Origin of the sequence: Sphingomonas sp. ASY06-1R, from assembly GCF_052180265.1 — a bacterium.
In the GTDB taxonomy this organism is placed as follows: domain Bacteria; phylum Pseudomonadota; class Alphaproteobacteria; order Sphingomonadales; family Sphingomonadaceae; genus Sphingomonas_I.
In genome coordinates this window covers 1,222,452-1,235,581 of the sequence record NZ_CP197464.1, presented here as the reverse complement: position 1 = coordinate 1,235,581, position 13,130 = coordinate 1,222,452, and the positions used below count along the sequence as shown (strand labels likewise).

The 13,130-nt window shown below is 60.5% G+C and carries 14 protein-coding genes; 8 read left to right on the top strand and 6 right to left on the bottom strand.

The features are described from left to right. Positions 1-48: 48 nt before the first annotated feature. The 3 genes from ACSBM8_RS06075 to ACSBM8_RS06065 all read left to right on the top strand — a co-directional run bounded on the left by ACSBM8_RS06075 (position 49) and on the right by ACSBM8_RS06065 (position 2,393). A complete protein-coding gene (locus tag ACSBM8_RS06075) occupies positions 49-576 on the top strand; it encodes a sigma-70 family RNA polymerase sigma factor (protein ID WP_442680759.1) in 528 nt (175 codons plus the stop codon). After that, positions 573-1,631 (top strand): FecR family protein, encoded by a 1,059-nt coding sequence (locus ACSBM8_RS06070; RefSeq protein ID WP_442680758.1) that lies wholly within the window; start codon positions 573-575, stop codon positions 1,629-1,631. Before ACSBM8_RS06075 ends, ACSBM8_RS06070 begins: the two co-directional genes overlap by 4 nt. Before the next feature lie 129 nt (positions 1,632-1,760). Then, complete coding sequence (locus ACSBM8_RS06065) at positions 1,761-2,393, top strand: winged helix-turn-helix domain-containing protein (RefSeq protein WP_442680757.1); 633 nt, start codon at positions 1,761-1,763, stop codon at positions 2,391-2,393. 62 nt (positions 2,394-2,455) lie between these two features. On the opposite strand, the gene ACSBM8_RS06060 is transcribed toward ACSBM8_RS06065, so the two are convergent. Further along, positions 2,456-2,923 (bottom strand): cupin domain-containing protein, encoded by a 468-nt coding sequence (locus ACSBM8_RS06060; RefSeq protein ID WP_442680756.1) that lies wholly within the window; start codon positions 2,921-2,923, stop codon positions 2,456-2,458. Between the two features lie 469 nt (positions 2,924-3,392). Here ACSBM8_RS06060 and ACSBM8_RS06055 point away from each other — a divergent pair, with 469 nt between their 5' ends. Then, positions 3,393-3,989, top strand: a complete 597-nt coding sequence (locus tag ACSBM8_RS06055; RefSeq protein ID WP_442680755.1) for a DUF2490 domain-containing protein — start codon at positions 3,393-3,395, stop codon at positions 3,987-3,989. A gap of 125 nt (positions 3,990-4,114) precedes the next feature. Here the strand turns inward: ACSBM8_RS06055 and ACSBM8_RS06050 are convergent, their stop codons facing one another. The 5 genes from ACSBM8_RS06050 to ACSBM8_RS06030 form a co-directional block, all read right to left on the bottom strand. After that, the gene (locus ACSBM8_RS06050) at positions 4,115-4,969 is read right to left on the bottom strand and encodes a VOC family protein (protein WP_442680754.1); all 855 of its coding nucleotides are present in this window, start codon (positions 4,967-4,969) and stop codon (positions 4,115-4,117) included. Between the two features lie 138 nt (positions 4,970-5,107). Further along, on the bottom strand, positions 5,108-6,100 hold the full coding sequence (gene moaA / locus ACSBM8_RS06045) for a GTP 3',8-cyclase MoaA (protein ID WP_442681497.1): 993 nt from the start codon (positions 6,098-6,100) through the stop codon (positions 5,108-5,110). A gap of 8 nt (positions 6,101-6,108) precedes the next feature. After that, entirely contained in the window at positions 6,109-7,119 is a 1,011-nt protein-coding gene (locus ACSBM8_RS06040; RefSeq protein WP_442680753.1) for an XdhC family protein, read from the bottom strand. A 47-nt stretch (positions 7,120-7,166) separates the two neighbouring features. Then, entirely contained in the window at positions 7,167-7,580 is a 414-nt protein-coding gene (locus ACSBM8_RS06035; protein ID WP_442680752.1) for a GFA family protein, read from the bottom strand. A gap of 126 nt (positions 7,581-7,706) precedes the next feature. Continuing rightward, positions 7,707-8,354 (bottom strand): TMEM175 family protein, encoded by a 648-nt coding sequence (locus tag ACSBM8_RS06030; protein ID WP_442680751.1) that lies wholly within the window; start codon positions 8,352-8,354, stop codon positions 7,707-7,709. Between the two features lie 141 nt (positions 8,355-8,495). Between ACSBM8_RS06030 and ACSBM8_RS06025 the strand changes: the two genes are divergently transcribed. From ACSBM8_RS06025 to paoC, 4 genes are all read left to right on the top strand, one after another. Continuing rightward, a complete protein-coding gene (locus ACSBM8_RS06025) occupies positions 8,496-9,104 on the top strand; it encodes a hypothetical protein (protein WP_442680750.1) in 609 nt (202 codons plus the stop codon). Between the two features lie 129 nt (positions 9,105-9,233). Next, positions 9,234-9,863, top strand: coding sequence for a 2Fe-2S iron-sulfur cluster-binding protein (locus tag ACSBM8_RS06020; RefSeq protein WP_442680749.1), 630 nt, complete (start codon positions 9,234-9,236; stop codon positions 9,861-9,863). Continuing rightward, positions 9,860-10,819 carry an FAD binding domain-containing protein gene (locus tag ACSBM8_RS06015; protein ID WP_442680748.1) on the top strand — a complete coding sequence of 320 codons (960 nt, stop codon included), beginning with the start codon at positions 9,860-9,862 and terminating at the stop codon, positions 10,817-10,819. Before ACSBM8_RS06020 ends, ACSBM8_RS06015 begins: the two co-directional genes overlap by 4 nt. Next, on the top strand, positions 10,816-13,035 hold the full coding sequence (gene paoC / locus ACSBM8_RS06010) for an aldehyde oxidoreductase molybdenum-binding subunit PaoC (RefSeq protein WP_442680747.1): 2,220 nt from the start codon (positions 10,816-10,818) through the stop codon (positions 13,033-13,035). The genes ACSBM8_RS06015 and paoC overlap by 4 nt, the downstream gene beginning before the upstream one ends. Positions 13,036-13,130: the final 95 nt, after the last annotated feature.

The window sequence follows — 13,130 nt, the reverse complement described above, 5'->3', positions numbered from 1 at the left end:
GAGATGCGATCCTTTGGCATTTCAATCCGATGTGGTTAAGAATTAACTATGCCCGAGGTGAACCCCAGTCCGGAACGCTTCGATGCGGTTGCGCGGCAATTTCGTGCGATGCGCGGCGTTCTGCTGGCGTGGTTCCGCAGGCGGGTACCCGATCCCAGCGAAGCGGAAGACTTGCTGCAGGAAAGCTTCCTGCGGGTTACGCAAAGGACCGATGGCGAAGCGATACAGCAGTTCGAAAATTACCTGTATCGAACAGCCCAAAGTGTTCTGACAGATCGCAACCGTCGCCGTGGTGTCCGCGCGGCCGAAGCGCAGATGGCGCTGGAGCCTGATCGCTACGACGCCGATCAGGTGGACGCACTGCGCGAGTTGTTAGCGAAAGAGAAACTTCGTCGCGTCGAGGCTGTTCTGATGACACTGCCGGAGCGCACACGGGCAATCTTCATACTACGTCGGGTCGAAGGATTGCGTTATGGTGAAATTGCGGCCCGTTTCAGTATTTCCGTGAGCGCCGTCGAGAAACATATGGCTCGTGCAATCGAACATCTGCTGCGTAACGGGGAGCGTCCCGCATGATCGCCAACAAGATTGCGTCGACGGATGTCGATGCACTTGACCCTATTAGCGCGGCAGCCGTGTGGCTTGAAAGGCTTCAGCGAGATGATGCCGGCGGTTACGATGCCCAATTCTATCGTTGGCTGGAAGCGAACGACGCCAATCGCGTCGCGTGGGAACGCGCGCGTGATCTTTGGGACAGTTTCGAGGACGTTGAGGAGGATGAGCAGCTCGGCGATCTCCGCCGTGACGCTTTGGCCTTTGCACCGCGTTCCCGCGCCTCGGCGTGGATACGCTATGCTGCGGCGGTGCTCGTCGTCTTGGCCATATCGGCGGCTTTGCTGATCGATTTTCGTAAGCCGCTGTCTGGCTCCGCCCCGCAAATCGCCAGCGTCGCACGGCCCGATCCACGCGCCTTCGGCGCGCCCGATTACGCAACCATGGCTGGCCAGCGTACTAGCTTTTCCCTGCCCGATCAGACCAAGGTAACGCTGGATGCCGACAGCGCGATCGACATTGCCTATGTCGATGGGACGCGTGGGGTACGCCTCGTGCGCGGACAGGCCCTGTTCCATGTCGCGCACGACCGGACGCATCCCTTCCGCGTCGCCGCCGGCGATCGTATCGTGACCGCGCTGGGAACAAGATTTAACATTCGCCAGCGGCCGCACGAAACGCGCATTTTGCTGCTCGAAGGGTCGGTCGGCGTGACCAAGGGCAATGACCCTCTGCACGTGCAAGCCGGTCAGGCCGAGACGCTGCAGCCAGGCCAGCAGCTTACTGCACGATCAGGGCAGCCGGACCGGATCACATCGGCGGATCCAACGAGCGGCACAGCCTGGCAGCGGGGGATGGTGCATTTCAACGCGGATACGCTGGCGGAAGCAGTTGAAGAGCTGAATCACTATAGCCGGGAACAGCTGGTAATCCGCGATCCCCAGGTAGGCGCGATGCGTATCAGTGGTACCTTTCGCAGTGGAGATGCCGCCCGGTTCGCGCAAAACCTGACCGCGCTTTATCCGGTGCGCGTTACGCCCGTGGGTGACGGCAAGCTGGAAATCCGGCGGCAGCCCTAGCAACGCAGCGATCCAAGCCGCCGCCAGGGCGGCGATAGTCCGGATCGGATACGCCGATGAGGAAATCCGAACGGGGTGCGTCTTGGTGGTTGATTAACCGCTAAGGGGTTTACGCTCATGCACCGCTGTATGGATCACAACGACCTGGCTTTCGGCTTCATTGCGGAGGTTCACGACGAGGCGCCCTCACATGCAGGATCGCCCGAAACGGCCCCCTTTTCCGCCGCAGCGATCCGCATCGGGGCACTGGAGATCCTGCCGACGGCACGGATCGTGCGGCTCGACGGGGGTACAGTAGAACTGGGTAGCCGCGCCTATGATGTCTTGATGACGCTCGTGGAGCAACGCGGCCAGATCGTGCCGAAAGATGTCATCATGGCGCGTGTGTGGCCAACGACCACCGTAGAGGAGATCAATCTGCGCGTGCAGTTGAGCTGTCTACGCCGGGCCCTGGGTGAGGAACGCTGGCGCATCAAGACGATTCCCGGGCGCGGCTATATGCTGGCGGATGACGCACCCTATCAAACGGACGCGCCACCGCTGGATAATCGCAATACGGCCGCTCAGGATTCAATCCTGATCATTGAAGCCAGCGCCGAGAACCGCAAATTGATCCAGCATATGCTGGCGCGAGTGGGAGCCCGCGTGGAGAGTTTTGCGTCCCTCGCCGAGTTCTTGAACAATCGGCAATCTCCAAAGGTCAGTCCGCAGGGCAATCGCGCCCCATTGCCGCTGGCGCTGACGGATGGCTGCCAGTGCTGAAAGATGACGTCGTAATAGCGCGCAATGCGGACAGAAGAGCAAACAGCCGAGGTCGGGCCGGGCTATCGGGATGCCTGCAAGACCGTGTTGGATTGGCCCGGACTAACGAAATCCATCACGAGTAATTCGACGGGCACGTCGCCGATATTGCGCGCACGGTGCCATTTCTGGACGTCTTCCACCACGAACTGCCCCGTGGCAAACTGCATCACATGACCGGTTTCCACATTTATAACTTCTAATTTTCCACTGGTGAGGTAGCCGTATCTCGGGAATATATGTTTGTGGACTGGCAGCGATGCGCCGACCGGGATGATATATTTCGATAGGGTGACTTGCAGATGCCCTGGCGGCATGACGATTGGATCACCCGAATTGGTCGTCGCCCCCTCAAATAGTTTGCGGACGATCACGGCGTCCCGTCCCGACGGCGGCGTCGAGCTCGGTGGGGGCGCCTGCGCAATTGCCTGCGACGACAGTGCGATCGCCACTGCCGTCAGAAAGATAGGGATTGTCCGTTTGTCGTTCATTTTAGCGACCGCTCCTCGTCCGTCCGATGCCCTTAGACGGAGCCTGTCGGAGCGACCCTTCATCCTGCCCAGTGAAAAATAGTAAAAATTCGGCGTCTCACATCAATGCCCTCAGCACCAACTATTACACAGCCCTTAAACAGGACCATCGCCTCCGAATTCTGAATAGATTATGTTCTATTAACGTCGTTGAATTATTTAACAACGAAAATAGCATTATAGTACGAACCATGCATGAGCTTGGAAGTACCATCGGCGTCGACGCAAATGACGGCGATCCGGCTGTTGCCAGCGTTGACTGGATGGTCGAACTCTTACGAACGACGATAGTCTGCCGGCCATGACGACGCGAGCGCCCCGACGACGTCGCCGCCGGCTTGATCGGTCGACGTGGGCGCGCGCAGGCCTGCGGCTCGCCCTGTGCTTCATCGGGACAACGCCCTGCCAGGCACAACCACAGCAGGAGGATGTGCAGGTTTGGCCAACGGTCACCCTCACAGCGTCTGCGAAGCGTTGGGATTTCAGGGGTGACGCGATCCTTGGCCTGACGGACGACGCGTCGCGTGCCGGCCAATTGCTGCTGCGGGCCATCCTGTCTTATCGTGTCACCGAGAAGCTGTCGGTCGGCGGCGGCTATACTTATTTTACCGTGAATGACGGTCTTGGGTCGCGGTTCAACGAGCATCGCTTGGTGGAGGAAATCAGCTACCGCTCCTCGCGGTCGCCGGAACGCACGACATTCACGTTGCGGACGCGGCTGGAACAGAGATTTCCGGAAAAAGGCGACCGCACCGCATTACGCCTTCGCCAGTTCAGCCGGATCGACCTGCCGATTGCCCGTGACGGCCTCAAAGCCATTGCATGGAACGAGATGTTCTACGCCTTCAACAAAACCAACTGGTCGGGTCGCTCCGGCTTTTCTTCGATGTTCAACTTTGCGGGCGTCGGTGTGCCCTTAACGCCCCGCCTGCACGCCGAACTGGGACAGCTTAATCAAACCGGGTTCCGCCCCGGACGCAACAACGTCCGCCATATTGTCCAGGCAACCCTGCTCGTAGCTTTGTAGCCTGGGTTCTCATTTTAAGGAACGAACGCAAGGCTGGCCCAACATGGCGCAGCCAACCTGCCCCACCGGCAACGTAGCTTCGGTGGGGTCAGGCATAAGGACGGCATTGCGGTTATGGTAAAAGATTAACCCGTCGCAGCCAGTCTGCGCTGCCGCGCTTCATAAGCCGCCTTGAATGTCTGCTTCACCGGATCGAGCGCCTGCACGAATTCAAGCTGTTCCCCCTCGGGTCCCTTGCAATAGATCAGCGTCCAGCCGTTCGACTTACCCTCGCGGATCGGATTGGTGTTGGCACTGATGGGCAGCGCCTTGCGCTGCGCCTCGGTCTGCACGGTAACAATGCGATTTGCACGCACCTGGGTCATGCCACGACGCGCCGATTCCGCTTCGAGATCATGGATGAATTTATTGAAGTCGACATCGTCGCGGATGTAGAAACAAATGTGCATCGAGCGCGGATAGGCGGGGCTCATATGGTCCCGCGGCTCCGCCCAACTGTCTCCATGATCCTGCGGCTGCACGGCGTCGCGATAATGGAGCAATTCAACCACCACATTGTCGAACTGAACGAAGCGCACATCCAGTCGCTGGGTACCGCCCCTGAGATCCGGCACGCCGATCGTGCGGGGGTCGATTTTCTGTTCGTGCGCAAGGATCTCCTGATCCAGCATGAGCGTGTTCTGGACCTTCTCGCCCTTGAAGTCGCCGTCGCGCATGATCTCCGTGCCGCCCAACACTTCCGTGTAGAATTCGAAAGCGCGGTCGAGATCCTGCACCGTGACGCCGAAGTGCTGAATGCCCTGAAGGCGCAGCCCAAGTGGCGCGTTGTCGCGATCCCGGACCTTTCCGCGTGGGGTCTGTGACGATGCCGGCCCATCGGGGACAATGGCCGATGTTGCGAGCCCAGCCATCGTTGCCAAGCCTGCGGTCTTCAAAATATCACGACGCTCGAACGCAGCGCCATCTTTACCGTCGCTCATAATAAATCCTCCTCATTCTGGTTCTCACCATGAGAGCCTAAACCGGAGAAAAAATCAGATAGTTTGATGTTAAACGGGTCGCGATCCGCCGCGATCTATTATGCATCTATTTTGTCACTCATTAACACACAGTAATGATCAACCGCCCGTCACGCTCATATGTCGGGCCACCGCCGGCGCCGATCCGCGCTGGATCTGGAATTGATGCCGCGCAGGCTTGTTGGCCAAAGCGTAATCGATCGCGGCATCCAGGCCTTGTACGCCATCCTGGCGCAAGGCCTGCCGCAAATCCACCGCATCCTCGTGACCAAGGCACATGTAAAGTTTGCCCTCCGTCGTCAGCCGGACACGATTACAGCCGTCGCAGAAATTGGCCGTCAGCGGCGAAATCAGGCCAAGCCGTGTACCCCAGGGAGACCGCCAATAGCGTGCAGGTCCCGACGTACGATGGGCATCGCGCACCAGGTCAAACGCGGCGGACAGCCGCTCCAAAATCGCCGTCAGCGGGACGAACCGGTCCACCCGGTCCTCGTCCACGGCGCCAAGCGGCATCGTTTCGATCAGGCTGAGATCAAATCCCTGCACGCCACACCAGCGCAGCATTTCAGGGACTTCGGCGTCGTTCAGCCCTTTCAACACCACCATATTGATCTTGACGGCGAGGCCGCTCTCCTTGGCGGCTGCCAGCCCCTGCAGAACCTTGTCCAGGTCACCACGGCGCGTAATCTGACGAAATATGTCGGGATCGCACGTGTCCAGGCTGACATTGATCCGTTTCACGCCGGCGCTGCGCAGCCCGGCCGCATAACGTGCCAGTTGCGTGCCATTCGTTGTCAGCGTCAGTTCCTCCAGGCCCATCCCGACATGCGCGCCCAAATCCCGCAAGAGTTCCAGGATGTCGCGCCGAACGAGCGGTTCGCCGCCGGTTATCCGGACCTTGCGGACGCCGCGCGCGATGAAGCGCTCTACGATGGCCGATATTTCACTGCGCCCCATCAGCTGATCGCGAGGCAGAAATGTCATATGCTCGCTCATGCAATAGCGGCAGCGCAGGTCGCAGCGATCGGTGACGGACACGCGCAGATAGTCGATCCTGCGACCGTGGCGATCGACAAGATTGGAGGCTGGCATTGATGCCGTCACAATGCCGGCTCCATCACCGTGCACCGTTCTTCACCCATCGGCGCCCGAGCCTCGCGCTGCGTGGCGCCACCGCGCTTCAGTCGATCGGCGCAGCCTGCATATTCCTGAACAATCTGCGCCAGGATCGACACGGCCAACGTGTCGGGATCTCGCGCGGCGGCGATCAGGCCGATGGGCGCATGGATGCGCGCAATGTCCCGTGGCGGGCAGCTGCGCGCAAGCAATGTCTCTGCCCGCATTTGCCGCGTGACGTCGCTGCCCATGGCGCCGATGTAGAAGGACGCGGTGGCAAGCGCTTGGCAAAGCAGATCGCCTTCCCAGTCATGGTCGTGGAACAGGAAGACGATCGCGGTAAAAGCATCGGCGCGAAGCTTGGGCACTGCGGTGGGTGATAGCAGGCGCGTTGCCGTCGCGCCTGCCGACCGGACATTTTCGAGCACGGCCTGATCTGGGCTGAAGACAGCGATATCGGGCGTGTAGGATCGCGCCAATCGTGCAAGCGCTACCGTCTCCATGCCCTGGCCGATGATCACGAGGCGCGGATCCGGATGATGGATCACACGGAACACACCATTGCGCCACCCTTCCCCGTCCTGACCTCCGACGAGCATGGTGCCGCGCGGATCCAGTTGCAGGCCGGCGCAGCTCCGTGCCTCCAGCATCTCGATCGCCCGCACAAGCTGGCGCAGTGGCGGGTCCGGGGTGAACAAGAGATCGATTCCGCCCCCGCATGGCAAGCGGATGTCGAGATAGGGGGACCCGATACCGAATCTGACCTGCCGGGCCCGGCCGTCCTGCAGGACCGCCTGCGCGTCCGCCACGATCGCCGCCTCGACACAGCCGCCGGAAAACGCCCCGATGAAGGTCCCATCCTCGCACACGCCCATATGCGTGCCAGGAGTGCGCGCGGCGCGGCCCACAACGCCGGTCAAGGTCACCAGCACCACGCGTCGCCCCTGCGCAACCGCCGCACGCAAGAAGCGGAATACGGAAAGCGCGTCCTTCATGGTGCACCCTGTCGCGTGGCGCCGCGGGGATCGGCAAAGGTCGGCATCTAGTTCGGCATGCCCTGGAATTGCGGAACATCCAGCGGCCTCGCCCAGGGCAAGCGGCGCTTGACGAACATTTCGACTTTGGGCTGGATCGCTTCGGGACGATCCAGACTGCCCAACGTCACGAAGATCAGACCGGGGAACCCGTCCAGCTTGTCGCTGAAAACACGTGCGCCGCAATTCGGGCAGAAATTCCGATCCAGGCCGTTCCCGGAGTCCGCGACGTAATGAAAAGCCTTGGGCGTCCCGGTGAAAAGATTGAAATCTTCCACGGGTACAGCGAAGAAGACTGCGGCCTCCCCGCCTGACGCCTTCTTACAATCATTGCAGTGGCACAACGCGATGAAGTCCGGATCCTGATCAAAGCCAAAGCTGATCGCACCGCAGGCACACCGCCCCATATATGTCTTTGCCATGTCCCGCTTCCATCACCCTTTTCGGATGCTCGTATGCACCATCAGACGGACGACAAACTAACATGATGATCTTCGATCCGTTTCTTAAACGATGTGAATTCGTACCTGTAAATGCGGTCCATTCCCTTAGAGCTTCGGCTTAGCCCGCTCGAATGGCGCAAGAAATCCCATGTCGATGTAGACAAGAGCGGCGGCAAAATAGCCCGCGATGCTGAAATAGGGTGCTGTAAAGCTTGCGATCAGTGCGGCCCCGTAAATGACAGGACCGACCAGGAAACGACGGCGAACCGATCGATAGCGAAGGTCCGTCATGCTCTCATCATACAGGTTCCGCACCCGTGCCCACAGTAACGTCGCGTTGAAGGTCAAAGCCTGGCCGAGTGCGATCGCCGCGTAGATGGCCGTCGCAATTTGCAGATTGGACGTGTGGTCGTTCCAATGCAGCGCAACCAGCTTTGCCGCCCACGGCAGCACCGCGATGAAGAAAAGCAGCAGCAGGTTGAGCACCAGCAATCCCTGGTCTGCGGTGCGGATCATTTGCCAAAGATTGTGATGGACCAGCCACATCTGACCGACCACCAGAAAGCTCATTCCGAAGGCTAGATAGAACGGCCATGCCTTGAGGAGATCCGTTGTCAGATCGCTTCCGGCATGGGCCCCCGTCTTCATGAGATCATATGCAATGAGTGTCGATATAATCGCGAAGACCGCGTCGCTATATGCCTCGACCCGGTGATATCCGCTCTCTCGGCTTCGCGTCAGGGGCGATGACACATCAATAACTCCGTTGAACACCTGCGCACCAACGAGGGGGAACCTTAAATATCCCGTTACCTGCGGATATTTAACCTTATTTTATCGGATATTTCATAGCCCTTCTTTTATTCGATACTGCAAAGCGAGCGAGGAAGCGCAATGCAGATGACGGAACAGACGGCTTCGGATGATCCGCTGGCGCAGTCGATGCGGGATGCGATCCCTGCCACGCCGGTTGCGGCCATCACCTCCCTGATCGTGCGCGGTGGGCAAGGCGACGCCATTGTCCAGGCCTTCAAGAGCGCGCTCCGGACCCCGCCAGCGCAGCGCAGGCATCTTATGACGCTGCTGCTACAGCAAGAAAATGGACTGAGTTTCGTAATCTCCCTGTTCCGGAGCAAGGAGGACCTGCAGGAATGGCAGGCTGCCGCCGAACGCCAGCAGATGATCCGGGCGTTTGAGGATCACTCGCTTCGTCAGCTCTGCACGGTTCATCACCGCGTCGCGAAGCTTACGGTTCCCAGCGACGAGTCCGGTCCGAAATGGAAAGTGCTGCTGACCACCTGGCTGGCGATGCTGCCGCTTCTGTTGCTCCTCAACGGCACATTCCTTCTGATCCTGCCGGATATCTGGTGGCCCTTCCGCCTGGTCATCACGTCCTTCCTCCTGTCTGTCAGCGTGATCTGGTTCGTGTCGCCGGTCACTCGGGGCATGACGCGAACATGGCGCCTTAAAAATCAGCAGATGCGGATAGACGTAATTCCGTAGGCGGAATGACCACTCCAATAATCGTTAGATGGTGTGAATCACATTCCTGAAACAACGATTAACTATACTATTTCAATAAAGATCACGAGTTTAGCCGGTATCTTTTAGAAAAGGTTGGGAGATTAGCAAATGACTCTTGTCGCATTCGAGATGTCACGACGCCACGTCCTCGCCGCTACCGCGGCAGCCCCGATCATGGCCGGGGCTGCCGCGACGTCGGACGCCGCGGCGAACGGCGAGGGAACGCCCTCAGCGCGGGTCAGCCTGACGGTGAACGGCAAGCTTTACCAGAGCAGAATCGATCCCCGGACGACGCTGCTCGATCTCCTGCGCGATCATCTGCGCCTGACCGGTACGAAGAAGGGCTGCGATCACGGCCAGTGCGGCGCGTGTACCGTGATTTCCGATGGGCACCGCATCAACTCCTGCCTCACGTTGGCGGTCATGCAGAGCGGACGGGAGATTGTGACGATCGAGGGGCTTGGCTCCGCCGAAAAGCTCCACCCGCTGCAACAAGCCTTTCTGGATCATGATGGGTATCAGTGCGGATATTGCACACCCGGCCAGATCTGCTCGACCGTAGGCGCACTGGACGAAGTGCGGCGCGGCGTGCCGAGTCATGTCACGGATGACATCACCGCGCCAATGAAGCCCACCGATCTGGAAATGCGCGAGCGACTGAGCGGCAACATCTGCCGCTGCGGTGCCTATGCCAACATCCACAAGGCGATCGCCCAAGTGGTGGAGAACCAGTCATGATCCCTTTCACCTATGAACGCGCTTCCTCGCTGTCGGCCGCTGTCGAGAAAGTCTCGAGGACCGAAGGCGCACGCTACATCGCCGGGGGCACCAACCTCCTCGATCTGATGAAGCTCCAGATCGAGCGGCCGACCCATCTGGTCGACATTCAGGATCTGGCGCTGGACGGGATCGAGGCGACCTCCGACGGAGGGCTGCGGATCGGCGCCCTCGTCAGCAATGCGGCGCTGGCGACGGATCCACGCGTCCGGCGCGATTATGGCGTGCTCAGCCGCGCCATCGTCGCCGGCGCATCCGGCCAACTGCGCAATGCCGCAAGTGTCGGCGGCAACCTGCTGCAACGCACGCGCTGCCCCTATTTCTACGATCTCAATCTGCCCTGCAACAAACGGGCGCCCGGAAGCGGCTGCTCGGCGATAGCGGGCTTCTCGCGCTCGCTAGCTGTCATCGGCGCGAGCGAAAGCTGCATTGCCACTTACCCTGGCGACATGGCTATTGCGCTGCGGACGCTGGATGCGACGATCGAAACGATCAACGCCGCGGGCGAACGGCGGACTCTCGCGCTGGACGAATTTTACCGCCTACCCGGCGATACGCCCCAGCTCGAAAACGTGCTCGCCAAGGGCGAACTGATCACCGCGGTAACCCTCCCCAAGCCTGTGGGTGGCACGCATCTTTACCACAAGGTTCGCGATCGCGCGTCTTACGCGTTCGCGCTCGTGTCGGTAGCCGCGATAATTCAGCCGGACGGAAGCGCCCGCATCGCTTTTGGCGGCGTGGCACCACGCCCCTGGCGCGTCCCGGAAGCGGAAGCGGAGATCGGGCGCGGCCCACACCGCGTTGTCGAGCGCGCCTTCGTCGGCGCTTCACCCACCCAACAGAACGCGTTCAAACTTCCCCTCGCCGAGCGGACGCTCGGCCTGGTGATGCAACAGGCGAAAGGAATCGGCGCATGAGGTTCGATACGCCCGCTGGGCCTAATCCCATTGATCAGCAGAAGGTCATCGGCCAGCCGATCACACGCATAGACGGCCCGCTCAAGGTGCGCGGCATGGCTCCCTACGCCTATGAGCGACACGACGTCGTGCCGAACCAAGCCTATGGCTATATCCTTGGCGCGGCGATCGCCAAAGGCAAAGTGGAACGCATGGACATCTCGCAGGCGCGGGCCGCGCCTGGCGTTATAACCGTGGTTACGACGCTCGATATGCCACCGCTGCAACAGAGCGAGCACAACATCGCCAATCTGTTCGGCGGATCGGAAATCGTTCATTATCATCAGGCGGTTGCGATTGTCGTCGCGGAGACGTTCGAGCAGGCTCGTGCCGCAGCACATCTCATCGTGGTGGATTATGCACGATCGCCGGGCGAGTTTGATCTCGAACGGGCAAGCGCGTCCGCCAAGATCACGCCAGACCGGATCAATCACGGGCCGGATGCGCCGCCGGTCATCAAAGCCGGCGATTTCGCCACCGCCTTCCGGGATGCTCCGGTAAAGCTCGATCGTACCTACACGACGCCCGCACACGGCCATTCGCCAATGGAACCGCATGCCAGCATTGCCGCCTGGGACGGCGACAACCTGACCATCTGGACGTCGGCGCAGATGATCGGGTGGTGGCACCCGGACGTGGCACGGGCTTTGTCGCTCAAGCCGGAGCAGCTGCGCATAGACTCACCGTTCATTGGCGGCGGGTTTGGCAGCAAGCTCTATATGCGGTGCGACTCCGTGCTTGCCGCCCTGGCTGCCAAGGCGGCGAAGCGCCCGGTGAAGGTCGCGCAGGCGCGCACCTTCATGTTCAACAACAGCACGCACCGCGCGGGGACGATCCAGCACATCCAACTCGGTGCCGAACGGGATGGCAGGCTGGTCGCGATCAGCCATACCAGTACCAGCGGCAATCTGCCGAAAGCGACGCCGGAGCCGGCCGCAGCCCAGACCGCCCTGTTATATGCGGCCGCCAACCGCGAAGTCACCTTGCGATTGGCCATGCTGGACCTGTCCGAAGCAGCCGACATGCGCGCGCCCGGCGAGACACCGGGGCTGATGGCGTTCGAGATGGCGATGGACGAGCTCGCCGAAGAGCTTGAGATCGATCCGGTCGAATTGCGGATCCGCAACGACACGCAGGTTGACCCAACCGATCCCAGCCGCCCGTTCTCCCAGCGCCATCTGATCGAATGCCTCAGAACGGGTGCGGACCGCTTCGGCTGGTCGCGTCGCAACCCGAAACCTGGCCAGGTTCGGGACGGCATCTGGCTGGTCGGCATGGGTGTCGCGACGGGTTTCCGGAACAACCTGATCCAGCCATCCGCCGCGCGGATCACGCTTGAGCCATCAGGCGCCATCACAGTCGAGACCAGCATGACCGACATCGGCACCGGCACCTATACGATCATCGCGCAGACCGCGGCGGAAATGCTAGGCGTGAATGTCCAGGATGTCACTGTGAAGCTGGGCGATTCCCGCTTTCCCAAATCTGCTGGTTCGGGCGGGCAATGGGGCGCCAATAGTTCCACCGCCGGCGTCTACGCCGCAGCGGTGGCGCTCCGCAAATCCATTGCCGAGAAACTTCAAATCGACCCCGACCAGGCGCAATTCTCCGACGGCAACGTAACGGATGGCACACACACTATGCCGTTACGAACCGCCGCCAAGAATGGACAAATCGTCTCGGAAGACGGGATGGAATATGGCGACCTGTCGAAGAAGTTCCAGCAATCTACCTTTGCCGCGCATTTCTGCGAAGTCGCGGTGAATGCGTATACGGGCGAGATGCGTATCCGCCGCATGTTGGCTGTCTGCGATGCTGGGCGAATCCTCAACAAGAAAACCGCTCACAGCCAGGTGATTGGCGGCATGACGATGGGCGTTGGCGCAGCGCTGATGGAAGAGCTGGCGGTCGAGAAGCGGTTCGGCCTGTTCATCAATCACGATCTGGCGGGGTATGAAGTGCCGGTCCATGCCGACATTCCCGAGCTGGACGTTATATTCCTCGATTATCCTGACGACAAATCGTCGCCTATGAAGGCGAAAGGCGTTGGCGAACTTGGTCTGTGCGGGGTCGGCGCGGCGGTGGCGAATGCCGTCTATAATGCGACCGGCGTGCGGATCCGCGACTATCCGATCACACTGGACAAGCATCTCGCGCACTTGCCAGCCGTCGCCTAACGAACAGGGGGCGATCGCTGCGATCGCCCCCCGTCTCGGCCCTCCGCAAGGAAAGCGGGCCAGGCGCCAGAGACAGACTTAAAAACAGGGTCGCA